The organism is Streptomyces sp. NPDC001493, from assembly GCF_053597235.1.
In genome coordinates this window covers 319,998-346,337 of the sequence record NZ_JBSFHV010000005.1, presented here as the reverse complement: position 1 = coordinate 346,337, position 26,340 = coordinate 319,998, and the positions used below count along the sequence as shown (strand labels likewise).

24 protein-coding genes are annotated in these 26,340 nt (G+C 71.7%); 10 read left to right on the top strand and 14 right to left on the bottom strand.

Annotated elements, in window-relative coordinates; all coding sequences use genetic code 11:
• Positions 1-205: 205 nt before the first annotated feature.
• Positions 206-1,078 carry an oxidoreductase gene (locus ACWCWD_RS11055; protein WP_450771907.1) on the bottom strand — a complete coding sequence of 291 codons (873 nt, stop codon included), beginning with the start codon at positions 1,076-1,078 and terminating at the stop codon, positions 206-208.
• Positions 1,079-1,177: 99 nt separating this feature from the next.
• Here ACWCWD_RS11055 and ACWCWD_RS11050 point away from each other — a divergent pair, with 99 nt between their 5' ends.
• Positions 1,178-1,849, top strand: a complete 672-nt coding sequence (locus ACWCWD_RS11050; RefSeq protein ID WP_450771905.1) for a DNA-binding response regulator — start codon at positions 1,178-1,180, stop codon at positions 1,847-1,849.
• A 24-nt stretch (positions 1,850-1,873) separates the two neighbouring features.
• Here ACWCWD_RS11050 and ACWCWD_RS11045 read toward each other — a convergent pair whose 3' ends face one another.
• Together ACWCWD_RS11045 and ACWCWD_RS11040 are read right to left on the bottom strand one after the other, a co-directional pair.
• Entirely contained in the window at positions 1,874-2,308 is a 435-nt protein-coding gene (locus ACWCWD_RS11045; RefSeq protein ID WP_450771903.1) for a nucleoside deaminase, read from the bottom strand.
• Positions 2,305-3,123 (bottom strand): TIGR03619 family F420-dependent LLM class oxidoreductase, encoded by an 819-nt coding sequence (locus ACWCWD_RS11040; RefSeq protein WP_450771901.1) that lies wholly within the window; start codon positions 3,121-3,123, stop codon positions 2,305-2,307. Before ACWCWD_RS11040 ends, ACWCWD_RS11045 begins: the two co-directional genes overlap by 4 nt.
• A 93-nt stretch (positions 3,124-3,216) precedes the next feature.
• Between ACWCWD_RS11040 and ACWCWD_RS11035 the strand changes: the two genes are divergently transcribed.
• Positions 3,217-3,663, top strand: a complete 447-nt coding sequence (locus ACWCWD_RS11035) for an Lrp/AsnC family transcriptional regulator (protein ID WP_450771900.1) — start codon at positions 3,217-3,219, stop codon at positions 3,661-3,663.
• Between the two features lie 22 nt (positions 3,664-3,685).
• Here ACWCWD_RS11035 and trxA read toward each other — a convergent pair whose 3' ends face one another.
• The 6 genes from trxA to ACWCWD_RS11005 form a co-directional block, all read right to left on the bottom strand.
• The gene (gene trxA / locus ACWCWD_RS11030) at positions 3,686-4,027 is read right to left on the bottom strand and encodes a thioredoxin (RefSeq protein WP_450771898.1); all 342 of its coding nucleotides are present in this window, start codon (positions 4,025-4,027) and stop codon (positions 3,686-3,688) included.
• Positions 4,028-4,030: 3 nt separating this feature from the next.
• Positions 4,031-4,435: a MerR family transcriptional regulator gene (locus ACWCWD_RS11025; protein WP_450771896.1), complete on the bottom strand. Its 405-nt coding sequence runs from the start codon at positions 4,433-4,435 to the stop codon at positions 4,031-4,033.
• 51 nt (positions 4,436-4,486) lie between these two features.
• A complete protein-coding gene (locus ACWCWD_RS11020) occupies positions 4,487-5,182 on the bottom strand; it encodes an alpha/beta fold hydrolase (RefSeq protein ID WP_450771895.1) in 696 nt (231 codons plus the stop codon).
• Positions 5,183-5,306: 124 nt separating this feature from the next.
• Positions 5,307-8,537 (bottom strand): penicillin acylase family protein, encoded by a 3,231-nt coding sequence (locus ACWCWD_RS11015; protein WP_450771893.1) that lies wholly within the window; start codon positions 8,535-8,537, stop codon positions 5,307-5,309.
• Positions 8,538-8,788: 251 nt separating this feature from the next.
• Entirely contained in the window at positions 8,789-9,547 is a 759-nt protein-coding gene (locus ACWCWD_RS11010; protein WP_450771891.1) for a hypothetical protein, read from the bottom strand.
• Positions 9,548-9,867: 320 nt separating this feature from the next.
• A complete protein-coding gene (locus ACWCWD_RS11005) occupies positions 9,868-11,253 on the bottom strand; it encodes a cation:dicarboxylate symporter family transporter (protein ID WP_450771890.1) in 1,386 nt (461 codons plus the stop codon).
• Positions 11,254-11,568: 315 nt separating this feature from the next.
• Here ACWCWD_RS11005 and ACWCWD_RS11000 point away from each other — a divergent pair, with 315 nt between their 5' ends.
• Positions 11,569-12,231, top strand: a complete 663-nt coding sequence (locus tag ACWCWD_RS11000; RefSeq protein WP_450771888.1) for a GNAT family N-acetyltransferase — start codon at positions 11,569-11,571, stop codon at positions 12,229-12,231.
• A 59-nt stretch (positions 12,232-12,290) separates the two neighbouring features.
• Here the strand turns inward: ACWCWD_RS11000 and ACWCWD_RS10995 are convergent, their stop codons facing one another.
• Positions 12,291-13,004 carry an alpha/beta fold hydrolase gene (locus ACWCWD_RS10995; protein WP_450771886.1) on the bottom strand — a complete coding sequence of 238 codons (714 nt, stop codon included), beginning with the start codon at positions 13,002-13,004 and terminating at the stop codon, positions 12,291-12,293.
• Between the two features lie 175 nt (positions 13,005-13,179).
• Here ACWCWD_RS10995 and ACWCWD_RS10990 point away from each other — a divergent pair, with 175 nt between their 5' ends.
• The 4 genes from ACWCWD_RS10990 to ACWCWD_RS10975 all read left to right on the top strand — a co-directional run bounded on the left by ACWCWD_RS10990 (position 13,180) and on the right by ACWCWD_RS10975 (position 16,829).
• A complete protein-coding gene (locus ACWCWD_RS10990) occupies positions 13,180-14,958 on the top strand; it encodes a sensor histidine kinase (RefSeq protein WP_450771884.1) in 1,779 nt (592 codons plus the stop codon).
• Complete coding sequence (locus ACWCWD_RS10985; protein ID WP_327178041.1) at positions 14,955-15,629, top strand: response regulator; 675 nt, start codon at positions 14,955-14,957, stop codon at positions 15,627-15,629. Before ACWCWD_RS10990 ends, ACWCWD_RS10985 begins: the two co-directional genes overlap by 4 nt.
• A 170-nt stretch (positions 15,630-15,799) precedes the next feature.
• On the top strand, positions 15,800-16,228 hold the full coding sequence (locus ACWCWD_RS10980) for a carboxymuconolactone decarboxylase family protein (protein WP_450771943.1): 429 nt from the start codon (positions 15,800-15,802) through the stop codon (positions 16,226-16,228).
• A 43-nt stretch (positions 16,229-16,271) separates the two neighbouring features.
• A complete protein-coding gene (locus tag ACWCWD_RS10975; RefSeq protein ID WP_450771883.1) occupies positions 16,272-16,829 on the top strand; it encodes an NADPH-dependent FMN reductase in 558 nt (185 codons plus the stop codon).
• A 103-nt stretch (positions 16,830-16,932) separates the two neighbouring features.
• Here ACWCWD_RS10975 and ACWCWD_RS10970 read toward each other — a convergent pair whose 3' ends face one another.
• The gene (locus tag ACWCWD_RS10970; protein ID WP_450771881.1) at positions 16,933-17,958 is read right to left on the bottom strand and encodes an ATP-dependent 6-phosphofructokinase; all 1,026 of its coding nucleotides are present in this window, start codon (positions 17,956-17,958) and stop codon (positions 16,933-16,935) included.
• A gap of 425 nt (positions 17,959-18,383) precedes the next feature.
• Between ACWCWD_RS10970 and pta the strand changes: the two genes are divergently transcribed.
• The 3 genes from pta to pyk all read left to right on the top strand — a co-directional run bounded on the left by pta (position 18,384) and on the right by pyk (position 23,309).
• Positions 18,384-20,456 carry a phosphate acetyltransferase gene (gene pta / locus ACWCWD_RS10965; RefSeq protein ID WP_450771880.1) on the top strand — a complete coding sequence of 691 codons (2,073 nt, stop codon included), beginning with the start codon at positions 18,384-18,386 and terminating at the stop codon, positions 20,454-20,456.
• Positions 20,457-20,461: 5 nt separating this feature from the next.
• Positions 20,462-21,790 (top strand): acetate kinase, encoded by a 1,329-nt coding sequence (locus tag ACWCWD_RS10960; protein ID WP_450771878.1) that lies wholly within the window; start codon positions 20,462-20,464, stop codon positions 21,788-21,790.
• Between the two features lie 88 nt (positions 21,791-21,878).
• Positions 21,879-23,309: a pyruvate kinase gene (gene pyk / locus ACWCWD_RS10955; RefSeq protein ID WP_450771876.1), complete on the top strand. Its 1,431-nt coding sequence runs from the start codon at positions 21,879-21,881 to the stop codon at positions 23,307-23,309.
• A 209-nt stretch (positions 23,310-23,518) separates the two neighbouring features.
• Here the strand turns inward: pyk and ACWCWD_RS10950 are convergent, their stop codons facing one another.
• The 3 genes from ACWCWD_RS10950 to ACWCWD_RS10940 all read right to left on the bottom strand — a co-directional run bounded on the left by ACWCWD_RS10950 (position 23,519) and on the right by ACWCWD_RS10940 (position 26,217).
• Positions 23,519-24,874 carry a hypothetical protein gene (locus ACWCWD_RS10950; protein WP_450771875.1) on the bottom strand — a complete coding sequence of 452 codons (1,356 nt, stop codon included), beginning with the start codon at positions 24,872-24,874 and terminating at the stop codon, positions 23,519-23,521.
• Positions 24,867-25,475, bottom strand: coding sequence for a DUF6114 domain-containing protein (locus ACWCWD_RS10945; RefSeq protein WP_450771873.1), 609 nt, complete (start codon positions 25,473-25,475; stop codon positions 24,867-24,869). Before ACWCWD_RS10945 ends, ACWCWD_RS10950 begins: the two co-directional genes overlap by 8 nt.
• A gap of 91 nt (positions 25,476-25,566) precedes the next feature.
• Positions 25,567-26,217 (bottom strand): DUF6230 family protein, encoded by a 651-nt coding sequence (locus ACWCWD_RS10940; RefSeq protein ID WP_450771872.1) that lies wholly within the window; start codon positions 26,215-26,217, stop codon positions 25,567-25,569.
• Positions 26,218-26,340: the final 123 nt, after the last annotated feature.

The following is a 26,340-nucleotide window of genomic DNA, read 5'->3' as shown; positions in this document are numbered from 1 at the left end:
CTATCAGACTCTTTCGTGTCCGATTCCCGGTCGAAGCGGGTTTCGCTTTCCAGTTCTTCGCTTTCGCGTTTCCCTTTCCGGCGAGTCCGACTCTATCAGATCCTTTCGGGCCTGATTCCCGGTCGAAGCGGGTCAAACGCTTTTTCGCTTTCCGGTTCTTCGCTTTCGCGTTTCCCTTTGCAGCGGGCTCAACTGTACCAGGGGTTTAGGGTGCCTCCGACCGGGTACCCACCGGCCCGCCGCGCAGCTCGGTGAGGTCCTCGTCGCTGAGGACGAGGTCCCCCGCCGCGACGTTCTCCTCCAGGTGGGAGGGGGTGCCGGTGCCGGGGATGGCGAGCACCGCCGGGGACTCGGCGAGCAGCAGGGCGATCTGCACCTGGGCGACGGTGGCACCCAGGCGGGCCGCGACCTTGCCGAGCCGTTCGGTGTCCAGCGGGTCGCCCCCGCCACCGAGCGGGAAGTACGGCACGAAGGCGATGCCGTCCCGCTCGCATTCCACGAGGATGTCCGGATCGTCGGCGTACTTGTTCTGTACCGCCGCGACGGGCGCGACCGTGCGGGCCTCGGCGAACTGTGCGGCATCGACGTTGCTGACGCCGAGGTGCCGGATCAGGCCCTCTTTCCGGAGGCCGTCCAGGACCCCGAACCTTTCGGCGATGGATTCGCCTCCGGGCCCGGTCATTCCGCCCACCCGGAGATAGACGAGGTCGAGCCGATCCCTGCCGAGGGCCCGCAGGTCCGCCTCGACCAGGCCGCGCAGCTGGTCCGGGGTCGCCTGGCGGCTCGGCATCCCGTCCGCTCCCATCATCGGGCCGACCTTGGTGGCGATCACCAGGTCGTCCCGGTAGGGGGCGAGGGCGGTACGGATGAGTTCGTTGGCGCGGACCGCTCCGCGGTTGTAGAAGCCGGCCGTGTCGATGTGGTTCACGCCCAGCTCCACCACGCGCCGGAGCACCGCGACACCGTTCTCCGGGGAGCGCGGGGGGCCGTCGAAGGTGCCCATCGCCAGGCGCATCGCGCCGAAGCCGAGCCGCTGGACGGTCAGGTCCCCGCCGAGGGGGAAAGTCGAGGAGGTCATACGGCCCATGCTGTCCGCAGCCGTGGCACCCCGCGAGCCGGTGGCAGTTAGCTGCCAATCGCGGAGGTGTCCGCGGAAGGGGGCTGCGAGACTGGTGGGGTGCGGAAGGAAGAGCTGTTCTCGGTCCGGGGCGACGCCGAGCTGGTCGCACGCGCCGGCCATCTGTTCGCGTCCGCGCGTACGGAATTCCTGTGTGCTGCCCGGGACCTCGGTACCTGGTCCCAGCCGGAGGCGCGGGCGGCGGTCCAGGAGCGGATGCGCGACCCGGAGCTCCCCGGCTTCACCCCGTACAAACTGCTGAGCCCGACGGCGCTCGCGGACGAAGCGACCCGTGCCCACCTGCGGCTGGTGCGGGGCAAGGGGGCGCAGGTGCGGATCAGCGTCTCGGCGCTGCCGCACGAGACGATCCTCATCGACCGGCGGGTGATGATCCTCGCCGGTCCGGAGACCGCCGGCGGGCGTACGTACACCGTGACCACCTCGCCGGACCTGGTCGCCGGTGTCCGCTCCTTGTACTGGGCGGTCTGGGAGACCGCCGTCGGGGTCGACGAGTATCTGGGCGGCGACGTCCCCCACCTCGACGCCGGGAGCCGCACGATTCTGTCCGCTCTCGGTTCGGGGCTGACGGACGCCTCGGCCGCCAGGCGGCTGGGTGTCTCGCTGCGTACGTACCGGCGGCGGGTGGCCGAGCTGATGGTGACGCTGGAGGCCGACTCGCGTTTCCAGGCGGGGCTGCGCGCGGGGCGGCTGGGGCTCCCGCACGCGCCGTAGACGGGAGCCTTCGGGCCTCGCGCGTCACCGCCGGTAGTACTCCTCGATGGGTCGGCGGGCTTCCGCGAAGAGCGCCGGGCCGTCCTGCGGTACCTCGGGCCACGCCCCGGAGTCCGGGTTGAGCTCGACGAGCTGCTCGGTGGAGAGCGCGTACACGACCCGGCCGAGGCCGGAGCGGGCGATGCCGCCGGTGCACATCTGGCAGGGCCGGCAGCTGGTGTACATCGTGGTGCGGGCGGCGGTCTCCGGGTCGAGTTCGCGGGCTGCCCAGCGGGCGAGCTTCAGCTCGGGGTGGGCGCTGATGTCGTTGTCGCGCCGGACGGTGTTGTGGGCCTCGACGAGGACCGTGCCGTCCGCGGCGGCGAGCAGTGAGCCGTACGGGGCGTCTTCGAGGGCGACGGCCCGGGCGGCGAGCCCGATCGCGCGCCGCAGCAGCGTTTCGTCGGCGGGGGTGATCACGCGGGTGTCCTCCAGTGGTCGGCCACGGTGGCGAGCGCCTGCCAGGCCTTTTCGGGCCTGCGGGTCTCCTCGGGGTCTCCGTCGTAGGGGTCGAGTACGACGGTATCCGCGCCGAGGCGCTCCAGCTCGGAGAGATCGTCGAGGACCTGTTCGAGGGTTCCGACCCCGGCCGGCCGGTCGGGGCCGTCGACGGGTGTGGTGGTCAGCCGCAGGGAGATCCGGGGAGCGAAGCCCGGCAGGGTGTGTCTCCCGACGGCCGAGCTCAGCCACGGGACGGTGTTGTTCAGCGGGTGCCAGGGGGCGTCGAGCCGGATGGCGCGGCGGATGGCCGCGTCGCTGTTGCCGCCGACCCAGATCGGTACCGACGCGGTGGGGCCGGGGCCGTCCTCCCGCCAGGCCGCGCGTACGGCGTCCAGGTACTGGTCGGTGAGCTTGCCGCGCTCGGTGAACGGCACGCCCAGTGCGGCGAACTCCTGCCGGGCCCAGCCCACGCCCACCCCGAGTACGAACCGCCCGCCGCTGAGCCGGTCCAGGTTTCCCGCCATGCGGGCGACCAGCAGGGGATGCCGGTAGGGCATCACCAGCACGGTCGTGCCCAGCCGGATCCGGGTGGTGACGCCCGCGAGCCAGGAGAGTGTGGTGAACGGTTCGTGGAAGGGTTCCGGATACTGCGCCGCCACGTCCGGGGTGACGGCCACGTGGTCGGAGACCATGAGGATGCCGTACCCCAGACCCTCCGCGGTCCGGGCCCATTCGCGCAGGGTGCCGGGGTCGGTTCCCGGTCCGAAGTTCGGTACGTTGACGCCCAGTTGCATGCCAGGAGGCTATCCCCGTGATCATGGCGCGGGGAACGGAGTCTTCCCCGGATCGGCGGCCGATGTCCGTCGGTTTCCCGGTAGATTCGCCCCATGGCCGCGAATCTCGACGACGTCGACTGGGCGATCATCACCCAGTTGCAGCAGGAGGCCCGGATCTCCCTGAGCGAGTTGGGGCGGCGGGTGAGCCTCAGCCCCTCGGCCACCACGGAGCGGGTGCGTCAGCTGGAGGCGCTGGGCGTCATCACGGGGTACTCCGCGACGGTCGACCTGGCCAAGGTCGGTTACCCGGTGCTCGCGGTGGTGCGGCTGAAGTATCCGGGCAACCGGCACCAGCCGCTGCACCGGCTACTGGCCGAGCGGCACGAGATCCTGGAGTGTCTGCGGACGACCGGCGACGACTGCTACACCCTGAAGGTGGCCGCGACCTCCATGGAGCATCTGGAGTCGCTCGTCGACGAGTTGGCCGGTTTCGGGAGCACGACCACGAGCGTGGTCTACAGCCGCACCCTGCCCGCTCGCGGCCCGCGCCGCCCCTGACACCGCTCCCTTCCCCCACGACTCACACCGGCGCGTGCACGCCCTCCAGCTCCTGGAGGAGGCGGCGCTTCGGGCGGGCACCCACCATCGACTTCACCGGTTCGCCGTCACGGAAGACGATCAGGGTGGGCATCGACAGCACGCCGTAACGGGCGGCGGCAGCGGGGTTGTGGTCGACGTCAATCTGCACGATCTTGAGGCGGTCCGCTTCCTCTCGGGCGATCTCGCCGAGCACCGGGGCGAGTTGGCGGCAGGGGCCGCACCAGTCGGCGGTGAACTCGACCAGGACCGGCAGTTCCGCACCGAGCACCTCGCCGTCGAAGGTCTCGTCGGTCACCTCGGTGACGCCTTCCACGTGGATCATCCGTCATCCTCCCAGTTCACATCGGGGTTCCGGTCCGCCGGGAAGTCCGGCGGCCACCTCGACCTCGGCGCGGGCGAGCTGTGCCCGGACTTCGGCCCGTACGGTCCCCAGCTGTGCGATCAGCGCGTCCAGCTCGTCCAGCTTCCGCCGGTAGACGGCGAGCGACGCGGGACAGGCGTCCCCCGCCGGATGCCCGGCCCGCAGGCACTCCACGAACGGCCGGGTCTCCTCCAGGTCGAACCCGAAGTCCTGGAGGGTCCGGATCTGGCGGAGCTGCCTGAGGTCGCTCTCGTCGTACGTGCGGTAGCCGTTCTCGGACCGTCGCGCCCGCAGCAGCCCGCGCGACTCGTAGTAGCGCAGCGCCCGCGTCGTCGTCCCGGCTCGTTCGGCCAGCTCACCGATTCGCATGGTCCGACCGTATTCCTTGACGTGGGCGTCAAAGCAAGGAGGCGTTCGCGTTCAGGAGGGGACGGGGACCTCCGCGAGGACGCGTGCCAGTTCGCGCGGCCGCGAGAACATCGGCCAGTGGCCGGTCTCCATCTCGACCAGCCGCCAGCGGTCGCTCTTGAGCAGCTCGGCCACGGCGCCGTTGGGCTCCGGGCCGTCGAGCAGGCATTTGACGTAGGTGGCGGGCAGTTCGCCGAGCGGGCGGGTGAGCTCGGCGGGCTCGGTGAGGGTGGCGCCGGGGTGGGGCGTCGCGCCGTCGAGGAACCGGCTGATCTGCGCTCCGGTGAGGTCCTGGCCCTCGAACTCCTGGGCGGGCGGTGGGGGCCAGGAGCCGCCGTGCTCGGCGATCGCGGCCTCCACGCTCCCTCCCCAGGGGCTGGAGACGAAAGCCCGGCCGTCCGCGGGGACCTCGGAGTCCACGAACACCACGCGCGCGAGCCGGTCCCCGATGCGTTCGGCGGCCTGGCCCACCGGGATGCCGGAGTAGCTGTGGCCGACGAGCACCACGTCGGTCAATCCGGCGTGTTCGACCGCGTCCACGATGTCCCGTACGTGGGTCTGCTGTTCCGCCGGCACGTCACGCTTCTCGGCGAGCCCGGAGAGGGTGAGGGAGAGGACGGTGTGCCCACCCCGGCGCAGCTCCTCGGCCACCTCGTCCCACGCCCAGCCTCCGAGCCAAGCTCCAGCCACCAAAACGTAGTTCGTCATCCAGGCACCGTAACGCCGGGCGCTGACAGAAGGGCGCCGGCGGAAGGCGTCGAGGCCCGGGGCGTCCCCCTGGCGGGGGACGCCCCGGGCCTCGACGGGGATCATCGTGTGACGGCGGGCCCGGTCACTGGGCGTAGATCCCGATCTCGTTCAGGGAGTAGCGGTTGTCGGTGCCCCTGACCAGCCCGGTGATGCGTACGTACCGGGCGTCGACCGGGGTGAAGGAGCGGTTCTCGGTGCCGCCGGAGCCGGCGGTGGTGGTGTGCACCGTCGTCCAGGTGGTGTTGTCCGAGGAGACTTCGACGGTGTACTTCACCGCGTACTGGTCGGACCAGTCGAGCGCGGTCCGGCCGACCCGCCGTACCGCGCCGAGGTCGACGGTGATCCACGCGGTGTCGACGGTCTTGCTGGCCCAGCGGGTGGACCGGTCTCCGTCGACCGCCTGCTTGGGCGGGTAGGCGACCACCACGGCGTTCTGGTAGTCGGACGCGGTGGCCTTGGCCCCGGTGGCGAGGTTGGTGAGGCTGTCCGAGCGGGTGGCCGGGAACTCCACCACCTGCTGGTAGGTGGGGCGGTTCTGCCAGGCGATCCGGGGCACGGTGATGCCGCCCATGGCCCGGTGCACGATGGCGTCGGCGCAGACCTGGTCGCCGGCGGAGCAGGACGCGTCCGCCGGGTAGACGGTGGCCGCCGGGACGGCCGCGGCGGCCGTCAGGGTGGTCAGCAGGACGTTCCGGCAGGACGCGACGGTGCCGGTCCCGCAGTACGTACGGTCCAGGGGCGAGGCGACCGCGGAGCCGAGCACCGTGCGCAGGTCCTTGTCGAGGTAGCTCCACCAGCCGTGCTGGAAGGAGGAGCCCTTGTGGGCCTGGGCCGCGGCGATGCCGGTGCCGACCGCGCCGGAGCCGTTCTGCCCGCCGGACGGCGACTCGTTGATGGGGGCGACGGCGGTGAGCGCCTGGTAGGCGGCGGTGCCCAGCTTCGGCTGGAACACTCCCTCCACCAGCAGCGGCCACCAGGCGTCCAGCACCCGGATCGCGGTGGCCTGGTCGTACGTCCCCGCGCCCTTGGACGGCTCGCGCCGCTCGGAGCCCGAGGCGGCCCAGGCGCGCAGCTGCTCGACGGTGGCCGAGAGGGCGGGGTCGGTGACGGCGGCGCTGTCGATGACCCGGAGGATCTCGGGGAGCACCTCCTCGGCCCGCAGGTCGGTGGCGGCGGCGTCCTCCATCGCCTTGACCAGCTGGGCGCGGGTCACCCCGCCGGCGTTCACGAGGGCGGAGACCCGGCTGTCCAGCAGGTCGGCCCGGTGTACGGCGCCGTTGCCCCAGCCGGAGGTGAACCCGGCCGCCTGCTTGTTGTTCCAGCTGACGTAGTAGTCCTGGTCGACGGAGCTGGGGTGCTGGGCGGGCGGGGTGACCGCCGAGGTGTTGAGCGTCGGGTTCCAGCCCTGCCACTCGTAGGCGGGGAGGGCCCAGATCGGCTTGTCGGGGTCGGTACCGGTGGCGCGTACCGGGTTGACGCCGGAGTTGTAGTACGCGGTGTGGTGGGCGTCCGCATAGAACCAGTTGAAGGTGTACCCGACGTCCCGGGCGGCCGTCTGGAAGGCGGTGGCCGAGGTGATGGCGGAGGGGTCGTTGAACTGCTGGAAGCCGATCACGGAGTCCAGTTCGTGCTGGTAGGTGGAGCGCAGCGCGGTGTACGCCACCGGCTTGCCGCCGCTCTTCCCGATGTGCGTGACCAGCCCGTACGCGGACCGGAGCGTCTCCAGGTCGTAGGAGCCGGCCGCGATGGAGTCGGCGGTGGTGGGCGCCCAGCTGTTGTGGGCGGTCAGCTTCTCGAACGGGGTGCAGACCCCGCGCAGCAGGTAGGAGCGGGAGGCGGTGGTGGGCGTCGCGCCCGAGGGCTCGCAGAGTTCGGCGGCGAAGGTGTCGGTGATGTCCTGGTTGGCCGAGGTGGCGCTCCAGGAGTAGTCGAGGCCGCGGCCGATCTCCACGTAGAAGCTGATGCCCGGGAAGGAGGCGCCGCGCGAACGGAGGCCCGGGCCGTCCAGCTCCTGGACCATGAGGAGCTGGGGCGCGTAGTAGCCGGTCTGCGGGCCGAAGACGGCGATCGGGTGGCCGGAGGCGGTGTGGTCGCCGGAGACCACCAGGGCGTTGGACATGCCGTGTTCGCCGGTGATGAGGTCGGCGGGCAGGACGCCCTCGCCGGTGGTGGCGGCCGCCGTCGCTTTCGCCGTGGTGGCCGCCGTCGCACCGGTGCCGGTGCCGTTGACCGCGTGCCGGTAGGCGGTCACCGTGCCGGTGTCGGGCGTCGCCGTACCGACCGGGGTGGCGGGCGTGGTGGCGTACGGGAAGCTGCCGGTGTGCAGGGTGGTGGTCGCCTCGGTGTCGTTCTGCGCGCGCCAGGCGCGGTACGCGGCGGAGCCGGCGGTGGTGCCGTACTGCTGTTGGAGGGCGAGTTCGGCGAGCGCGTTCTCGACCTCGCCGCCGCCCCCGCTGCCGAAGATGGCGCCGACCACCGAGGCGATGGCGACCGTGTCGGTGGGCGTGAAGTCGGCGATGTTCTTGCCGTGGCCGGTGAGCTCGTACTCGCCCGGGTAGTTGTTGGCGTCCAGGTCGGCGTCGATGAAGGCGTTGACGCCCGCCACGTAGTCGTTGATGTCCTGCACGGCCTGGGCGCCGCGCGCCCCGGAGGCCGCGACCCGGTCGAGCTGGGCGTGGAGGTCGGCCTCGGTGTACGGGGCGACGGCCCAGAGGCTCTCCTCCAGCGCCCGGTTGCCCGCCGCACCGCCCGCGAACGAGGACAGCTGCCCGCGCCCGACGTGGCGCAGGATGTCCATCAGCCACAGCCGGTCCTGGCCCGCCGCGTAGCCGGCGCCGAACTCGGTGTCGGCGCGGGTGGTGCCCTTGATGTGCGGGGTGCCGGTGGCCTTGTCCCGGGTGATGGTGACGCCGCTGCGCGGGGTGAGGGTGGACTCGGTCTGCCCGGACGGTACGCCGAAGGAGGCGTCGTTGAAGTAGTTCGCCAACTGGTCGGGGGTGAGCCCGGAGTAGTCGTGCAGCAGGTTGTCGTACTTCTCGATCTGGTCGGCGGAGTGCGCCGGGCGGGTGCCGATCGTCTGGTGCAGCAGGATGCCGGCCAGGGTGGCGTGGCCGTTCTCACCCGCGGTGAGGATGTCCAGGCACTGCCCCTGGCAGGGGTCACCGGCGGCGGGCAGCGGATCGGAGGTCGCGGACGCCGTGGGGGCGGCGGCCAGGGCGCCGCCGAGCAGCGCTCCGGCGGCGAGGAGGGAGACGACGGCGGCGCGGGGTCTGGCCCGGCGCGCGCGCCCCAGGAGGCGCTTGGCAGGATTCAACGGAGGCTCTCGATCCGGGGTTTCGGGGGCCGTACGGCTCCGGGGGAAGCACCGGCGGGAGCCCGGCGCGTGCGCACGCTAGCCCTCGGGGGGCGCCGGGCGTAAGCCTTGTGCGGTTGCCGCCAGGAACTTGCAACACCCGCTTCATACTGGCGAGTTGTTCCGTGGACCGGCCGTGTACAGGGGCACGGGGTTCGGTCGCGCCGGGCGGCCGGACGCGTACCCGTACAGGCGGCTCGGTGGCCCCGGGCCTAAAGGCTCCTGCCCGCGAGCGCGCAGGCCGTCAGGTAACTGACCACCGCGGGGACAAGGATCGATGCCGCCGTCATCCAAAGGCCCCAGAACCGGTGCATCGCCCTGCGGACCCGGGAGGGGGGCAGCTCGCCGAGCGCGGTGCGGGCGTGGCGGGTCGTGCGCACCGTCGACGAACCTTCACCGTCCGCATGGTCCGGGTGCGCACGAGGCGACAGCAGGGCCCGCCGGAGGGCGGCGTTGAGCGTAGGCCCGTTGTCGACCGTCAGCCGGATCCCGTGCCGGTCATGGAGACGGAACTGGTCGAGGTAGGGGCGGCCGCGTTGGACCGTCTCGAAGCGGCGGACGCTCACCAGGCCGTCGAGATCCACCGTGCGCACGCCGGTGAGCGTCCTCGCGGACACCCGGTGCCGCCCCTCGCACTCGGTGAGGAACGGCTGCCCGGCCCATCCGTGGTGGATGCCGAGGAGCAGCGGGCCCGCGACGGCCCCGGCCGTCGCGGCCATCCCGGTACAGGCGTCGGTCAGCGCATGGGCTCGGATCAGCATCGCGTCGACGAGCACCACCACCACCCACGCCGCCCACACGCCGCCCGCTCCTCGCAGCCTCCGGCGGCGGGCGTCCGGGGGTGCCACCGGGTGGGGGACGGCGACAGCGGCCGAGCGGCGTTTCGTTCGGCGCGCGGCGCGCCCCAGGCCTCGACGGTTGCGGGCCAACCCGGCCTCGACCTGGGCCCATTCACGGTCTCGCTCGTCCACCGGCACAGCATAGGGATCGGTGTGCCGTGCCATGAGAGGGGGGCGGCTCGGGGGCCGCCGGCGAGGCGGGTGGTGCGTCGGTCCTGGAGGTGCCGCTCCGCGCGCCGGACGGGGTGCGCACGCGGGCCGCGTGTGCCACGACGCGCACCGCCCCGCAACCCAAGACGCCCGCACCTCCCGGTGCGGGCGTTCCCGGCGAGACGGCCGAGGCAGAGGTGGGGTTCTCGGCGAAGGTCTCGACGTCTGTGGGGGCTCCGTACGCGTCCTCGCGGGAACGTACGGCCCTGGAGCAGGTCGGCGCAGGTCGGCGTAGGGCCGGGTCAGACCTTCGCCGGGATCCCGCCCCCCTCGCGCTGGTCGGGCACCTCTTCGGTGGCCGGAGAACCGGCGCTGGTGGCCGGGTCCGAAGGTGCGCCATCCTCCAGCATCCGCTCGTCGAAGGGCAGGTTGCCGGCCAGGACCTCGTCCACGCGGGCCCGGTCGATCTCCTTCGTCCAGGTGCCGACGAGGATGGTGGCGACGGCGTTCCCGGCGAAGTTGGTCAGGGCGCGTGCCTCGCTCATGAAGCGGTCGATGCCGACGATCAGGCCGACGCCGTCCACGAGTCCGGGGCGGTGCGACTGGAGGCCGCCCGCGAGGGTGGCGAGTCCGGCGCCGGTGACTCCGGCGGCGCCCTTGGAGGCGATGACCATGAAGACGAGGAGGGAGATCTGCTCGCCCGCGCTCAGCGGGTCGCCCATGGCGTTGGCGATGAAGAGGGACGACATCGTGAGGTAGATGGCGGTGCCGTCGAGGTTGAAGGAGTAGCCGGTCGGCACGGTGATGCCGACGACGGGCTTGCTGACGCCGAGGTGTTCCATCTTCGCGATGAGGCGCGGCAGGGCGGACTCGGAGGACGAGGTGGAGAGGATCAGCAGGAATTCGCGGCCGAGGTACTTCAGCAGCAGGAAGAGGTTCACGCCGGCGACCAGGCGCAGGATGCTGCCCAGGACGACGACGACGAAGATGGCGCAGGTGAGGTAGAAGCCGACCATGATGATGGCGAGCGACTTCAGCGCGTCCACGCCCGTCTCGCCGACCACCGCCGCCATCGCGCCGAACGCGCCGACCGGGGCCGCCCACATGATCATGGCGAGGATGCGGAAGACGAGCTTCTGGATGTGGCCGATGCCGCGCAGGACGGGTTCACCGGCGGAGCCCAGGGCCTGGATGGCGAAGCCCGCGAGCAGCGCGATCAGCAGGGTCTGGAGGACCTCGCCCTCGGTGAAGGCCGAGACCATGGTCTTCGGGATGATGCCGAGCAGGAAGTCGGCGGTGGACTCGCTCGCCCCCTCCGCCTGCTTCTCGCCCGCCGCGCGGACGGTTTCGGTGAGGTGCAGTCCGGAGCCGGGCTCCAGGATGTTGCCGACGATCAGGCCGATGGCGAGGGCGACGGTCGACATGACCAGGAAGTAGCCGAGTGCCAGCCCGCCCACCGCGCCCACCTTGGCGGCCTTGCGCACCGAGCCGACGCCCAGCACGATCGTGCAGAAGATGATCGGCGAGATCATCATCTTGATGAGGTTGACGAAGCCGGTGCCGATGGGCTTCAGCTCGACGGCGACCCCGGGAGCGGCAAACCCCACGATGATGCCGAGCACCACGGCACCGATGACGGCGATGTACAGATACTGGGTGCGGTCCCGCTGTCCGGCTGTCCCTGCCACGGGTGCCTCCTGGGTTCGGTCTCGGCTCTTGTCGCGTACGGGTCCCGGACCCCGGGCGCGTACGGGTCCCCCGGGTGACGTCCGGCGGACACCACCTGGTCCGGGGCGCGTACGGTCCCGTCCTCGGGGCGCGTACCGTCCCCCGTCCCTGGGGGCCCCGGTGACTATCCACCGAGCCGTGACGCGGGTCACCCTTGCGTTCATAACGTTCACGCGCCCCGTCGCGCTCACGCCGTTCGGCCCGCCTGACGCGGGCGGAAGCGGCGGGGCCGAAAACGCCTGGCCACCGGTGCGTGGCGCCATTAGCCTCCGCCCATGACCGAAACCGGAACAGCGGCGGACGAGACCGAGACCGAGGCCGATGCGGAGTCGGAGTCGGAGTCGGAGGACGGTGGCACCGAGCCGCTCCGGACCGTCTGCTGGCGGGGCCGGGGCATCGCCTTCACGCCGCTGGACCCCGACGACGCCGAGCTGATCCACGCCTGGCGCTCCGACCCCGTCATCGCCCGCGAGGTCGGTACGTGGCCGCGTTCGCTGTCGGCGGTACGCGAGCGCGTCGAGAGCGACCAGGAAGACGGGGACCGCGACGACTTCCTCGTCCTGCTCCCCGACGGCACTCCCATCGGTCACATCGCCCTGACCGGACAGAACCTGGTCGACGGAACGGCCGCGATCACGCTGATGCTGGACCCCGGCCACCGTGGACAGGGGCACGGCACCGCCGCCGTGGACGCGCTGGTCGACCTCGGCTTCGGTGAACTGCCGCTGCACCGCGTCGAGGCCGAGACCCACACCACGAACACCGCGGCACTGGGCGCCCTGGCCGGGGCCGGTTTCGTCCACGAGGGGGTACGCCGCTCCACCTGCCTGCACCGGGGGCGCCGCCACGACCTCGCGGTGCACGCGCTGCTCCGGGAGGAGTGGGAGGCCCTCGACCGGCCCCGGTCCTGGGACCTGCCGGCCGGCAGCACCGGCTGACGGCCCCGACCGGGAAGACGGCCCTGAGGGAAGACGGCCCGCTCAGGGCCGTGCCACGGTCAGGCCATTGGTCCCGGGTCCGCTCCCCCCTCCGGCCACAGGAACTCCACGACGGTCCGTGTGAACTCCTCCGGTTCGGCCCGGTGGATCAGGTGCCCGGCCTCGATGGTGACGAGCCGCCCGTGCGGAACGCGACGGGCCAGGTCGGCCACGCCCTCCTGGGGAACGTGGCTGCCCGGCCCGCCGCCCACGACGAGGGTCTCGGCGGTGATCCGGCCGAGGCGCTCCAGCCACTGCGCTTCCGGGGTGTCGAGCTGCGGTTTGACGGCCAGGACCATGTCCCAGTCGAACGACAGCTCCCCCGCCGGTCTGGTCGGTACGGTCCGCGCGCGGGGGTGCGGAGCGGGCGCGTCCTCCACGACCAGCCGGTGCACCCGCCGCGGATGCTCCTGGGCGACCAGGTAGGCGACGATCCCGCCCAGCGAGTGCCCCACCAGGTCCACCCGCTCCAGCCCCAGCGCGTCCAGGAAACCGAGCACGTCGTCCCGCATGAGCTGGAGCGAGTACGTGCCGGGCCAGTCGCTCCGGCCGTGGCCGCGCAGGTCGAGGGCGTGGACGCGCCGGCGGCGGGCGAGGGCGGGGGCCACGGCGTCCCAGTCCGAGGAATCCATGCCGAGCGCGGGCAGCAGGACGAGCGGCGGGGCGTCCGCAGGTCCTGAGACCTGGTAGGCCAGCCGTACGCCTCCGACGTCGACGGTGCGGTGATCGGTCATACCGGGAAAATATCCGGACGCCCGTACCGCGAAAACCCCTTTCGCCGCAGGCCGAACCAGGCCGTCGCCGCTCCTCCCGCCTCACCCCGGTCACCGCACCTCACGCCGGTAGCCGCACCTCACTGCGGTCACCTCACCTCACCCCGGTCACCGCACCCGGGGCACACTGTCCGCCATGCGTTCCTTCCGTCCCCGTCCCCGCAGCCTGGCCGGCCAGCTCTTCGCCATGCAGGTCGTCCTGATCGCCGCCGTGGTGGCCGGCGGGGCGTTCTTCGCGTACGTGTCCGGCTCCGCGCGGGCCGAGGAGACCGCGCGGCGGCAGGTGCGGGCGGCGGCGGTGGCGATCGCCGGGTCGCCCTCCGTGCGGGAGGCGATCCGTACCCCGGATCCGTCCTCGGCGCTCCAGCCGTACGCGGAACAGGTCCGTGCGGACACCGGGATCGCGTTCGTGACGATCATGGACCCGCACGGCGTGCGCTGGACGCATCCGGACAGGTCGCGCATCGGCGAGACCTTCCTCGGGCACACCGCGCGGGCGCTGAGGGGCGAGACGTTCGAGGAGACGTACACGGGCACGCTCGGCCCGTCGATCCGGGTGGTCACCCCGGTCCGCGACGGGGGCCGGATCACCGGGCTGGTCAGCGCGGGCATCACCGTGGAGCGGGTCTCCACCCAGGTGCGGGCGCAGCTGCGGGCGCTGAGCCTCGCGGCGGCGGGTGCGCTGGCGCTCGGCGGGATCGGTACGTACGTGATCAACGCCCGGCTGCGCCGCCACACGCACGGGATGAACGCGGCGGAGCTGAGCCGGATGCACGACTACCACGAGGCCGCTCTGCACGCGGTGCGCGAGGGGCTGCTGATGCTGGACGGGCAGCGGAGGATCGCGTTGATCAACGACGCGGGACGCGAGCTGCTGGGGCTGGGGCCCGAGGCGGTCGGCCGGAAGGCGGACGCGCTGGCGCTGCCGCCCTCGCTGACCGGGGCGCTGCTGGCGTCCGAGCCGCGCGTGGACGAGCTCCATCTGACGGCGGACCGGGTGATCGTGGTGAACTCCCGGCCGGTGGTGGGCGGTGAGCAGCGGGGCACCGTGGTGACACTGCGGGACCACACCGAACTTCAGGCGTTGTCCGGCGAGTTGGACTCGGAGCGCGGTTTCTCGCAGGCGCTCCGCGCGCAGGCGCACGAGGCGGCGAACCGGTTGCACACGGTGGTGTCGCTGATCGAACTCGGCCGCGCCGAGGAGGCGGTGGGGTTCGCGACCGCCGAGCTGGAACTGGCCCAGGTGCTGACGGACCGGGTGGTGGGCTCGGTCGCCGAACCTGTGCTCGCGGCGCTGCTGCTGGGCAAGGCGGCCCAGGCGAACGAGCGCGGGGTGGAGCTGGTGCTGGCCGAGGACAGCCGGATCGACGACGGGGTGCTGCCCGACACCCTGGCGCAGCGGGACCTGGTGACCGTGCTGGGCAATCTGATCGACAACGCGCTGGACGCGGCGGCCGAGGGCCCGGGCGCCCCGGTGGCCGTCGTCCCCGCCCCGCGCGGCGAGGACCCGCCGGCCGCCGGCGAGGACCCGGCGGCCGCGCACGTACCCGCCCGCCCCCGGGTCACGGTGACGGCCGTCGCCGGGGCCGACGCCCGGGAACTGCTGCTGAAGGTGGCGGACAACGGCCCCGGCATCGGACGGGACGACGCCGAGGCTGTGTTCCGTACCGGCTGGTCGACGCACGGCAGCGGGCGGGGGCTCGGCCTCGCGCTGGTCCGCCAGACCGTGCGGCGCAACGGCGGGACGGTGGAGCTGGGGCGGGGGCCGGACGGGGGCGCGGAGTTCTCCGTACGCCTGCCGATCGGGGACCGTACGGGCCGCGGAAACGGCGCCACGAGCACCACGGGCACGAGGACCACCACGAGCACCACAAGCACCACGAGCACCACGAGCACGGCGGGAGAGCGCGCATGATCCGGGTCCTGGTGGTGGAGGACGACCCGGTGGCCGCCGACGCCCACCGGATGTACGTCGCACGTGTGGAGGGCTTCGAGGTGGCGGCGGTGGCGCACACGCGGGCGGAGGCGGTACGGGCGCTGGACCGGGAGCCCGTCGATCTGCTGCTGCTCGACCTCTACCTCCCCGACGGCCACGGGCTCCAGCTGCTGCGCGCGCTGCGGGCGGCCGGGCACGGCGCCGACGTGATCGCGGTGACCTCGGCGAGGGACCTCGCGGTGGTGCGGGAGGGTGTCTCGCTGGGGGTGGTGCAGTACGTGCTGAAGCCGTTCACCTACCCGACGCTGCGGGACCGGCTGGTGCGGTACGCGGAGTTCCGGGCCGCGGCCGGGGAGGCGAGCGGCCAGGAGGAGGTGGACCGGGCACTCGGGGTGCTGCGCGCACCGCACCCGGCCGCGCTGCCGAAGGGGCTGAGCGCCCCCACGCTGGAGGCGGTCACCCGCGAGCTGCGCGGGGCGCCGGACGGGGTGACCGCGGCGGCCACCGGCGAGGCGCTGGGCATCTCCCGCATCACCGCGCGCCGTTATCTCGAACACCTCGTCGGTCTCGGCCGGGCCGCCCGCCGGCCGCACTACGGCCAGGTCGGACGGCCGGAGCTGCACTACCGGTGGGTGCCGGAGGCGCACTGACCGGCGTCCCGGAGCGGGATCGCCGGAGCCCTGTGTCAGGTTTCGCGGGGCTGTCCGGTCTGGAGTGTGTACGCGCCCACCGGGGTGCGTGTCCCGGACCGGCCAAGGAGCCTCCCGTGAACGTCCACAGCGCCCGACTCGATCTCTTCGGCAACCCGGCTGTCAGAAGGATGCTGGGCCACTTCACCTCGGCGGGGAAGGCGGTGTCGGCGCTGAACGTGCCCGCCGCCACGCAGGAGCTGATCAAGATCCGCGCCAGCCAGATCAACGGCTGCGGAGTCTGCACCGACATGCACACCAAGGAGGCCGCGGCGGCCGGGGAGAGCGCGGTGCGCCTCGCCCTGGTCGCGGTCTGGCGGGAGGCCACGGTGTTCACCGACGCCGAGCGGGCCGCCCTCGAACTGGCCGAGCAGGGCACCCGGATCGCGGACGCGTCCGGCGGGGTCACCGACGAGGCGTGGGAGGCCGCCGCCAAGCACTACGACGAGGAGCAGCTCGCCGCCCTGGTCTCCCTCATCGCGGTCATCAACGCCTTCAAGCGGCTGAACGTCATGGTCCGCCAGCCGGCCGGCGACTACCAGCCCGGCCAGTTCGGCTGACGCTTCCCGACCACCCTCACCTCAGAGAAAGGAAACAGCAGCCATGACCAGGATCGCCGTCGTCGTCGGCAGTGTCCGCCCGGGTCGCGTGACCCGCGCGGTGGCCGACTGGGTGCACACCGTCGCCGCCGGGCGACCGGACGCCCGTTACGAGCTCGTCGACCTCGCCGACCACGACCTGCCCCTCTACGACGAGGCGCTGCCGCCCCGGTACGGGCAGTACGAGCACGCCCACACCCGGCGCTGGGCGGCGAGGGTCGCCGAGTTCGACGGCTTCCTCTTCGTCACTCCCGAGTACAACCACAGCGCCCCGGCCGTACTGAAGAACGCGCTCGACTACCTCTACGACGAGTGGAACGACAAGGCCGCCGGTTTCGTCAGCCTGGGGTTCGCGGGCGGGGTGCGCGCGGCGGAGCATCTGCGCCACGTCGCGGCCGAACTCCAGATCGCCACCGTGCAGGCGCAGCTCGCGCTGACCCTCACGGACGACTTCGCCGAGTACCCGGCCTTCGCGCCCACCAAGGCCCGCGAGAAGGAACTGATCCGTGTGCTGGACCAGTTGGAGCGCTGGGCCGGTGCGCTGAAGACCCTGCGCGCCTGAGGCGGCCGGGCCGGCGGGCACGGCACCGGAAAAACGGCGGAAGGCTGTTCCCCGTCCCTCGCGGGACGACGGAACAGCCTTCACGCGCTCGCGCCGTGCGTTCCTAGAACACCGACTCCGCTTCGAACATCCGGTCCGCCGGTACGGTCTTCAGCTGGGTCACCGCGTCGGCGAGCGGCACCATCTCGATGGTGGTCCCGCGCAGGGCGGTCATGTTGCCGAACTCGCCGCGGTGCACGGCCTCCACCGCGTGCCAGCCGAAGCGGGTCGCGAGGACGCGGTCGTACGCGGTCGGGGTGCCGCCGCGCTGGACGTGGCCGAGGATAACCGGGCGGGCCTCCTTGCCGAGGCGGCGCTCCAGCTCGACGGCGAGGCGGTTGCCGATGCCCTGGAAGCGCTCGTGGCCGAACTGGTCGATCTCGCCCTTGGCGTACGCCATGGAGCCCTCGGCGGGGTGCGCGCCCTCGGCGACGCAGATGACCGCGAACTTCTTGCCGCGGGCGAAGCGTTCCTCGACCATCTTGACCAGGTCGTCGACCTGGAAGGGGCGCTCGGGCAGGCAGATGCCGTGCGCGCCGCCGCCCATGCCGGACTCCAGGGCGATCCAGCCGGCGTGACGGCCCATCACCTCGACGACCATGACGCGCTGGTGGGATTCGGCGGTGGTCTTGAGGCGGTCTATGGCCTCCGTCGCGACGCCCACCGCGGTGTCGAAGCCGAAGGTGCGGTCGGTGGCGGAGATGTCGTTGTCGATGGTCTTCGGGACGCCGACGACGGGCATGCCGGCCTCGGAGAGCATCCGGGCCGCGGTGAGGGTGCCTTCGCCGCCGATGGGGATGAGGGCGTCTATGCCGTAACGGCGGGACAGCTCCTCGCAGTTCTCGGCGGCCTCGCGGAGCCGGTCGCGTTCCAGGCGGGCGGAGCCGAGGATGGTGCCGCCGCGCGCCAGGATGCCGCTGACGGCGTTCAGGTCCAGCGGGCGGAAGTGTCCGTCCAGGAGGCCCTTGAAGCCGTCCTCGAAGCCGATGACCTCGTCGCCGTGACCCACGACTGCGCGGTGCACGACCGAACGGATCACTGCGTTCAGGCCGGGGCAGTCGCCGCCTGCGGTGAGAATTCCGATGCGCATCGTGCGTTGTCTCCTGCTCGCTAGTACCGGACTGTTCGGGGCCTTGGTGAGCGGCCCCCGCGCCGTGAGCCGTCCCGATTCTCCCACGGCAGGGGTACACCCCGCGCTTTCGGCTGCTCCGGCGCACGAACAGGGGGCGAAAATCCGGGTAACAGGTCCGGAAGCTGCCTCCGGCCCCACGTTACGTGGGGCCTCATGGCTACCGGGGAGCCGGGGCGGGGAAGCAATGCCCCCGGGTGTACGCGTGCACATACGCACGCACCGGCAACGGTGCGGCCCCGCGCGGAAAAGCGGGAAGGGGTCTCCGGCGGGCGGCCCTGCGGCCCCCGAAGGTATCGTCGGAAATAATGCAAGCCAATGCCACCCCTACCGGGATATCACCGCCCGTATCGGGCGAACAGCCGCATCAGGACGGGAGACCACGCGTGACGCGCAGCGTGTACGTGACCGGGATCGACCGGGGAGACGGCCGTCAGGTCGTCGAACTCGGGGTCATGGAGCTACTGACACGGCAGGTGGACCGCGTCGGAGTCTTCCGGCCGCTGGTCCACGACGGTCCCGACCGGCTGTTCGAGCTGCTGCGCGCCCGCTACCGGCTCTCCCAGAGCCCGGAGACCGTCTACGGCCTCGACTACCACGAGGCGTCGGCGATCCAGGCGGAGCAGGGTACCGACGAACTCGTCTCCCGGCTCGTCGAGCGCTTCCACCAGGTCTCGCGCGCGTACGAAGTGGTGCTGGTGCTCGGTACCGACTACGCGGACACCCAGCTCCCCGACGAGCTGGCGCTCAACGCCCGCCTCGCCAACGAGTTCGGGGCCTCCGTCATCGCGGTGGTCGGCGGGAAGGACCAGCCCGCCGAGTCGGTGCGGGCCGAGACCCACAACGCGTACCGGGCCTACGCCGGGCTCGGCTGCGACGTGCTGGCGATGGTGGTCAACCGGGTCGCGCCCGAGGACCGGGACGCCCTCGCCGGGCGCATCGTGGAGCGGCTGACCGTCCCGGTGTACGTACTGCCCGACGATCCCGCGCTCTCGGCGCCCACGGTCGCGCAGGTCACCGCAGCGCTGGGCGGCACGGTGCTGCTCGGCGACGACGCGGGCCTCGCGCGGGACGCGCTGGACTTCGTGTTCGGCGGGGCGATGCTGCCGAGGTTCCTGAAGGCGCTGACGCCCGGCTGCATGGTCGTCACCCCGGGCGACCGGGCCGACCTGGTGGTGGGCTCGCTCGCCGCGCACAGCGCCGGTACCCCGCCCATCGCGGGGGTGCTGCTGACGCTGGACGAGCGCCCCGGCGACGAGATCCTCCAGCTGTCGGCCCGGCTCGCGCCCGGCACCCCGGTGATCTCGGTGCCGGGGGGTTCCTTCCCCACCGCCGGTGAACTCTTCGCCCTCGAAGGCAAGCTGAACGCGGCCACGCCCCGCAAGGCGGAGACCGCGCTCGGCCTCTTCGAGCGCCACGTGGACACCGCCGCGCTCCTGGAGCGGGTCTCGGTGGCCCGTACCGGACGTGTCACGCCGATGATGTTCGAGCACGACCTGCTGGAGCAGGCGCGCGCCGACCGGCGCCGGGTGGTGCTGCCGGAGGGTTCCGAGGAGCGCGTGCTGCGCGCCGCCGACGTGCTGCTCCGCCGTGACGTGTGCGAGCTGACGCTCCTCGGGGACGTGGACCTGATCCGCAAGAAGGCGGCCGACCTCGGCATCGACCTCGCGGACACCCAGCTCATCGACCCGGCCACCTCCGAGCTGCGGCAGGCCTTCGCGGAGCGGTACGCCCAGCTGCGCGCGCACCGCGGGGTGACGGTGGAGCTGGCGTACGACGTGGTCTCCGACGTGAACTACTTCGGCACCCTGATGGTCCAGGAGGGCCTGGCGCACGGCATGGTCTCCGGTTCCGTGCACTCCACGGCGGCGACCATCCGGCCGGCGTTCGAGATCATCAAGACGAAGCCGGACGCGCGGATCGTCTCCTCGGTGTTCTTCATGTGCCTCGCCGACAAGGTGCTGGTGTACGGCGACTGCGCGGTCAACCCGGACCCGGACGCCGAGCAGCTCTCGGACATCGCGGTGCAGTCGGCGGCGACGGCGGCCCGCTTCGGGGTGGACCCGCGGATCGCGATGCTGTCGTACTCCACCGGGACCTCGGGGTCCGGTGCGGACGTCGAGAAGGTGCGGGAGGCGACGGAGCGGGTCCGCTCGGCGCGGCCCGACCTGCTCATCGAGGGCCCGATCCAGTACGACGCGGCGGTCGAGCCGACCGTCGCGGCGACGAAGATGCCCGAGTCCCCGGTGGCGGGCCAGGCCACCGTGCTGATCTTCCCGGACCTCAACACCGGCAACAATACGTACAAGGCCGTACAGCGCTCGGCGGGCGCCGTCGCGGTGGGCCCGGTGCTCCAGGGGCTGCGCAAGCCGGTCAACGACCTGTCGCGCGGCGCCCTGGTCCAGGACATCGTCAACACCGTGGCCATTACAGCCATCCAGGCGCAGGGCGAGGAGTGACCCGCATGACCCACACGACGACCGACGCGACGACCGAGCGGGACGGGGCGGGCGCGGCGCCCTCCGGCGCGCACCGGGTGCTCGTGCTCAACTCCGGCTCCTCGTCGGTGAAGTACCAGCTGCTGGACATGCGCGACCACTCCCGGCTCGCCTCCGGGCTGGTGGAGCGCATCGGTGAGGAAACGTCCCGCCTGGTGCACACCCCGCGTCCGGGCGACGGCGGCGAGGCCCGGACACGCACCGGCCGGATCGCCGACCACACGGCGGCCCTGAAGGCCGCGGCCGAGGAGCTGGCGGCCGACGGGCTGGGGCTCGACTCCCCCGAGCTGGCGGCGATCGGGCACCGGGTGGTGCACGGCGGGCTCCGGTTCACCGAGCCGACCGTGGTCACCGACGACGTGCTCAAGGAGATCGAGCGCCTGGTGCCGGTCGCCCCGCTGCACAACCCGGCGAACATCACCGGCATCCGTACGGCCCAGGAGCTGCGGCCGGATCTGCCGCAGGTCGCGGTCTTCGACACCGCGTTCCACACGACGATGCCCGAGCACGCGGCCCGGTACGCGATCGACGTGGAGACCGCCGACGCCCACCGGGTGCGCCGGTACGGCTTCCACGGCACCTCGCACGCGTACGTCTCGCGCCGCACGGCGAAGCTGCTGGGCCGGCCGGTCGAGGACCTCAACATCATCGTGCTGCACCTCGGCAACGGCGCCTCGGCGTCCGCCGTGGCGGGCGGGCGGTGCGTGGACACCTCGATGGGCCTGACCCCGCTGGAGGGCCTGGTCATGGGGACCCGCTCCGGGGACATCGACCCGGCGGTCACCTTCCACCTGAAGCGGGTGGCGGGGATGTCGGCGGACGAGATCGACGAGCTGCTCAACAAGAAGAGCGGCCTGGTCGGCCTCTGCGGCGACAACGACATGCGGGAGATCCGCCGCCGCGTGGACGAGGGCGACGAGCGTGCCGCCCTCGCCTTCGACATCTACATCCACCGCCTGAAGAAGTACATCGGCGCCTACACGGCCGTCCTCGGCCGGGTGGACGCGGTGGCCTTCACGGCGGGGGTCGGCGAGAACTCGGCCCCGGTGCGGGAGGCCGCCATCGCCGGTCTGGAGGAGCTCGGCATGGCGGTGGACGGCGATCTGAACGCCGTACGGTCGTCCCAGCCCCGGCTGATCTCCCCCGAGTACGCCCGGGTCGCGGTCGCCGTGGTGCCGACGGACGAGGAGCTGGAGATCGCCGGACAGACGTTCGCGCTGGTCGGACGGGCCGCCGGGGACGGCGGCGACGGAAGCGGCACCGGGCCGGAGGAGGCCGGGGCGACGCAGCCGTAGAGGCCCACAACTGAGCACCCCCACGCCCCTTTGTACTTTCCACCAGACGGAATATTCCGCAGTGAAACAAACCGATAGGATCCGCCCCATGCGCCGTTCCAAAATCGTCTGCACCCTCGGTCCCGCCGTCGACTCCCACGAGAAGCTGGTCGCTCTGATCGAGGCCGGCATGAGCGTGGCCCGATTCAACTTCAGCCACGGCACCCACGAAGAGCACCAGGGCCGGTACGACCGTGTCCGCAAGGCTGCCGCCGAGACCGGGCGGGCGGTGGGCGTGCTCGCCGACCTCCAGGGCCCGAAGATCCGCCTCGCGAAGTTCGCCGAAGGCCCCGTCGAGCTGGTCCGCGGTGACGAGTTCACCATCACCGCCGAGGACGTCCCCGGCGACAAGTCGATCTGCGGCACGACCTACAAGGGTCTGCCGGGCGACGTCGTCAAGGGCGACCCGATCCTCATCAACGACGGCAACGTCGAGCTGAAGGTCGTCGAGGTCGAGGGCCCCCGGGTCAAGACCATCGTCATCGAGGGCGGTGTCATCTCCGACCACAAGGGCATCAACCTGCCCGGCGCGGCGGTCAACGTCCCCGCCCTGTCCGAGAAGGACGTGGAGGACCTCCGGTTCGCCCTGCGGATGGGCTGCGACATGGTCGCCCTGTCCTTCGTCCGTGACGCCGAGGACGTCAAGGACGTCCACAAGGTGATGGACGAGGAGGGCCGCCGGGTCCCCGTCATCGCCAAGGTGGAGAAGCCGCAGGCGGTCGAGCACATGGAGGGCGTCGTCCTGGCGTTCGACGGTGTGATGGTGGCCCGTGGCGACCTCGCCGTCGAGTACCCGCTGGAGAAGGTCCCGATGGTGCAGAAGCGCCTCGTGGAGCTCTGCCGGCGCAACGCCAAGCCGGTGATCGTGGCGACCCAGATGATGGAGTCGATGATCACCAACTCCCGTCCGACCCGCGCCGAGGCGTCCGACGTCGCCAACGCGATCCTGGACGGCGCGGACGCGGTCATGCTGTCCGCCGAGTCCTCGGTCGGCGCGTACCCGATCGAGACGGTCAAGACGATGGCGAAGATCGTCGTCGCGGCCGAGGAGGAGCTCCTCTCGAAGGGCCTCCAGCCGCTGGTCCCGGGCAAGAAGCCGCGCACCCAGGGTGGTGCGGTCGCCCGCGCCGCCACGGAGATCGCGGACTTCCTGGACGGCAAGGCGCTGGTCGCGTTCACCAAGTCCGGTGACACCGCCCGCCGTCTGTCCCGCTACCGCGCCGCGCAGCCGGTGCTCGCGTTCACCACGGACGAGTCCACCCGCAACCAGCTCACGCTGAGCTGGGGCGTCGAGGCCCACGTCGTGCCGCACGTGGAGACCACCGACGCGATGGTCGACATGGTCGACGCCGAGCTGCTGAAGCTCGGCCGCTACAACGAGGGCGACACGATGATCATCACCGCCGGTTCGCCCCCCGGCATCCCCGGCACCACCAACATGGTCCGCGTCCACCACGTGGGCGGCGGCGACCGCGCCTGACGGCGCACGCCACCGGCACAGCGACGGCCGTGGGCCGCACACTTCGGCGAGAGCCCGGTGTGCGGCCCACGGCCGTTCTGCCGTACGGGTCGCGGAGGCCGTACGGGAGAGGCGGGCGCGGACGCACCTGTGGCCCGCCTCCCTGGTGAACAGGGCTGCGGGCCACAGGTGTTGTGCGGCTCCCGGACTGGTCGGGGGTGCGGCCGGCGTCAGCTCGCGTTCTTCGTCAGGTAGTTGTGCAGACCCGGCACCGTGAGCGAACCGCCGAACTGGCCGGCCTGGGTGACCTTGACGTTCGTGAAGAACGCGAAGGGCACGTTGATCGGGGGCGGCGCGGTGGGGCTGAAGGTGATCGGGATGATGCCGAAGAGGTTGCCCTTCAGCTCCTCCGTGTACATCGTCACCTTGCCGCCGCGGATGGTGGACGTGGAACCCTTGCGCGCCTCGACATGCATGGTGGTGCCGTCCGGGCCGACCGCCGTCTGGTGCAGGTCCCTGATGTCGATGGAGTCGGCGGTGAACTTGAGCACCTTCTTGACCGTGCCGTCCGCCGTCTTCACCTCCACGATGCCCGCGTAGTCCAGCCCCGCGAGGGTGAGCAGCGAGGACTGCAGGATCCACGGGTCGGTCGGGAGCAGGGGGATCCCCGGCTCCAGCTCGGCCGCCGCGAGGGCTTCCGGGTCTTCGGTCGGGCACGGGAACGACGGCTTGGCGCCGTCCGGGATGTCCTCGTCCTTCTTGGCGTCGAGGCCCTTGGCGCTCTCGTCCAGCTCCTCGACCGTCTGGCCCGCCTCGGCGGCCGCCGCGCGGATCTCGGCCGCGGTCTTCTCGGCCTTGGCGGCTGCTTCGTTCTTCGCGGCGTCGGCTTCCTTCGCGGCGTCGGTCGGGGAAGCGTCGGTGTCATCGGTGGATGACCCGGCGGACTTCTCCGCACCGGAGGTGCCGGAGCCGGTGGTCTCCTCGGCCTTCGGCGCCTCGGTGGTGGCGCTCGGAGTCGGTGTCGCCTTGTTCGGATCGAGGCTGTCGAAGAGGCCCTTGATCGCGTCGCCGACACCGAGCGGGTCGAGCGGGTTGGTGCTCTTCGTCGCGGACGGCGTGGGCTCGGCGGTGGGCTTGGCCCCGGCGGCTACGCCTGCGGTGTCGTCGGCGGCGGGCGCGTCCGACGTCGCGGAGGGGGACGGAGTCGTGGTCGGCGTGGGACCGGAGTCCTCGCCCTTGTCCGTACCCGCGTCCTCGTCCTTGCCCGCCGAAGCGGAGTCGGAGGCCGAGGGGGACGGTGAGGCGGACGCCGACGGCTCCGCCGACTCGCTCGGCTCGTCGGACCGGGTGACGCACGGGCCGGGCGCGAACGGGATGTCGGAGGCGTCGTCGGCCATGGCGAGCTTGGGCGTGAGGCTCATGCCCACGAAGACCGCCGTCGGCATCGCGGCGAGCGCGAACGCCTTCTTCCCGGACGGCAGGTTCAGCTTCATCAACAGCGACTTACGGGGAGCCGCGTGACGCGGGCCTCTCCGCTCGCGGGCGGCTTCGCCCGCGAAGACCTCGGGATACCCGTCCTCACGCACGGTGCCTCCCGCCGTCTGCGTCGGCGTCCACCGTCCCGGAGGGGGCGGGCTCCTGCGCGGGGAAAGTGGTGATGCCGTGCGGCTCGTCCGAGGGTTGCCCGTACGCGAACGCCGGCTTGTCGGCGTCGTAGGGCGCAGGGGCAGCGGTGACCGGCGCGTACTCTGCGCCCTCGGATGCCTGGCGGTTGTCGGCCTCGTCGTCCGGGCGGCCCGGGGCCCACGAGACGGAGAGCGCACCACCGAGCAGGGCGAGGACGAAGCCCATGACGAAGCCGCCTATGTTGGCGACCGGTATGGAGATCAGGGCGAGCAGAATCGCCGCGACACCGGCGAACACCCGGACTATGTGATGGAACCACATCGTCAGGCCCAGCGTGATGAGCAGTACGCCGATGATCAGCGAGCCGGCGCCGGCCGTCGTGGACATCGCCAGCGTGACGTTGCCGAGGTGCATGTTGGCGTACGGGAAGTAGGCGATCGGCACACCGCCCGCCATGGTGAACAGGCCGGCCCAGAAGGGCCTGTTACCCCGCCAGGTGCGGAATCCCCGCCGGGAGACGGTGAGGTAGTGCTCGTTCTGCCCTGTGGACTCGGGGCTCATGGAAAACATCTCCCTGGAACCGGTGTTGCTGTGAGAAAGGGAGGGTGGACGACCGGGATCCATGAGGACCCCGGCCGTCCGCAAGACGTGCCTACTTGTCCTTGTTCGAAAGCTGGCACTCGTGGTCGTTGGGGTTCAGGCGCAGGCTCAGGTTGGTGAGCTTGAAGGTGCCGGCCGTGGTGGCCCATGCCCTCTGCTCAACGTTGTCCAGCGTCGCGGTCTCGGCACGCTGAGCAAAACCGTACGGGCTGGCTCCCGTGGTGTTCGGCTGGATGCCGGTACCGGTCTTCGTGCCCTCGCCGAGATGCCCCGCTGCGACACCGATGTCGATCTTCTCGAAGTAGGCGTCGGCATCGAGCTGGGAGACATCCAGGTAGAGGCCGGTCGCCTCGACCGGCTTCTTCGGGTCGGTACCGGCCGTCAGCATCAACGTCCACTTACCGAGGCCCGGGATGTCCGTCACGACCGACTGGCACATGTTCGTGATCGTCGCGTCGTGGAAGCCGGAGACGGCAACCGGGTGCTTACCCGCGTCGCCGGCGGCGACGTTCCCGTACTGGACGAAGTCATGACCCACCAGCTGGTCGGCAGTGACCTTGAAGTCCTGCCCCGAGATGCTGAACGAAGCCGCCAGCGCACCCTGCGCCAGCCCCACGCCCACCGCCGCCGTAGCGACGACGCTCGGCACCATGACCAGGGCGAAGCGCTTCCATCTGGTTCCACCGCGGATCTGGGAACTCATATATTTCCTCCTTCTCGGACGTACATCTCCGGCCGGGCCGTTGCCCGTCCCGGGATGGGAGAAGTGCTACGTCCTCGGGAAGGAGAGCGCCCGTTCCGGAGGCTGTACCGCATCCGATGCACC

Bases quoted from the DNA above. Each gene is read 5' to 3' on its own strand.
- ACWCWD_RS11055 (WP_450771907.1), bottom strand. From the start codon at position 1,078: ATGACCTCCTCGACTTTCCCCCTCGGCGGGGACCTGACCGTCCAGCGG.
- ACWCWD_RS11040 (WP_450771901.1), bottom strand. From the start codon at position 3,123: ATGCAACTGGGCGTCAACGTACCGAACTTCGGACCGGGAACCGACCCC.
- ACWCWD_RS11035 (WP_450771900.1), top strand. From the start codon at position 3,217: ATGGCCGCGAATCTCGACGACGTCGACTGGGCGATCATCACCCAGTTG.
- trxA (WP_450771898.1), bottom strand. From the start codon at position 4,027: ATGATCCACGTGGAAGGCGTCACCGAGGTGACCGACGAGACCTTCGAC.
- ACWCWD_RS11025 (WP_450771896.1), bottom strand. From the start codon at position 4,435: ATGCGAATCGGTGAGCTGGCCGAACGAGCCGGGACGACGACGCGGGCG.
- ACWCWD_RS11020 (WP_450771895.1), bottom strand. From the start codon at position 5,182: ATGACGAACTACGTTTTGGTGGCTGGAGCTTGGCTCGGAGGCTGGGCG.
- ACWCWD_RS11000 (WP_450771888.1), top strand. From the start codon at position 11,569: ATGACCGAAACCGGAACAGCGGCGGACGAGACCGAGACCGAGGCCGAT.
- ACWCWD_RS10995 (WP_450771886.1), bottom strand. From the start codon at position 13,004: ATGACCGATCACCGCACCGTCGACGTCGGAGGCGTACGGCTGGCCTAC.
- ACWCWD_RS10990 (WP_450771884.1), top strand. From the start codon at position 13,180: ATGCGTTCCTTCCGTCCCCGTCCCCGCAGCCTGGCCGGCCAGCTCTTC.
- ACWCWD_RS10985 (WP_327178041.1), top strand. From the start codon at position 14,955: ATGATCCGGGTCCTGGTGGTGGAGGACGACCCGGTGGCCGCCGACGCC.
- ACWCWD_RS10980 (WP_450771943.1), top strand. From the start codon at position 15,800: ATGCTGGGCCACTTCACCTCGGCGGGGAAGGCGGTGTCGGCGCTGAAC.
- ACWCWD_RS10975 (WP_450771883.1), top strand. From the start codon at position 16,272: ATGACCAGGATCGCCGTCGTCGTCGGCAGTGTCCGCCCGGGTCGCGTG.
- ACWCWD_RS10970 (WP_450771881.1), bottom strand. From the start codon at position 17,958: ATGCGCATCGGAATTCTCACCGCAGGCGGCGACTGCCCCGGCCTGAAC.
- ACWCWD_RS10960 (WP_450771878.1), top strand. From the start codon at position 20,462: ATGACCCACACGACGACCGACGCGACGACCGAGCGGGACGGGGCGGGC.
- pyk (WP_450771876.1), top strand. From the start codon at position 21,879: ATGCGCCGTTCCAAAATCGTCTGCACCCTCGGTCCCGCCGTCGACTCC.
- ACWCWD_RS10945 (WP_450771873.1), bottom strand. From the start codon at position 25,475: ATGAGCCCCGAGTCCACAGGGCAGAACGAGCACTACCTCACCGTCTCC.
- ACWCWD_RS10940 (WP_450771872.1), bottom strand. From the start codon at position 26,217: ATGAGTTCCCAGATCCGCGGTGGAACCAGATGGAAGCGCTTCGCCCTG.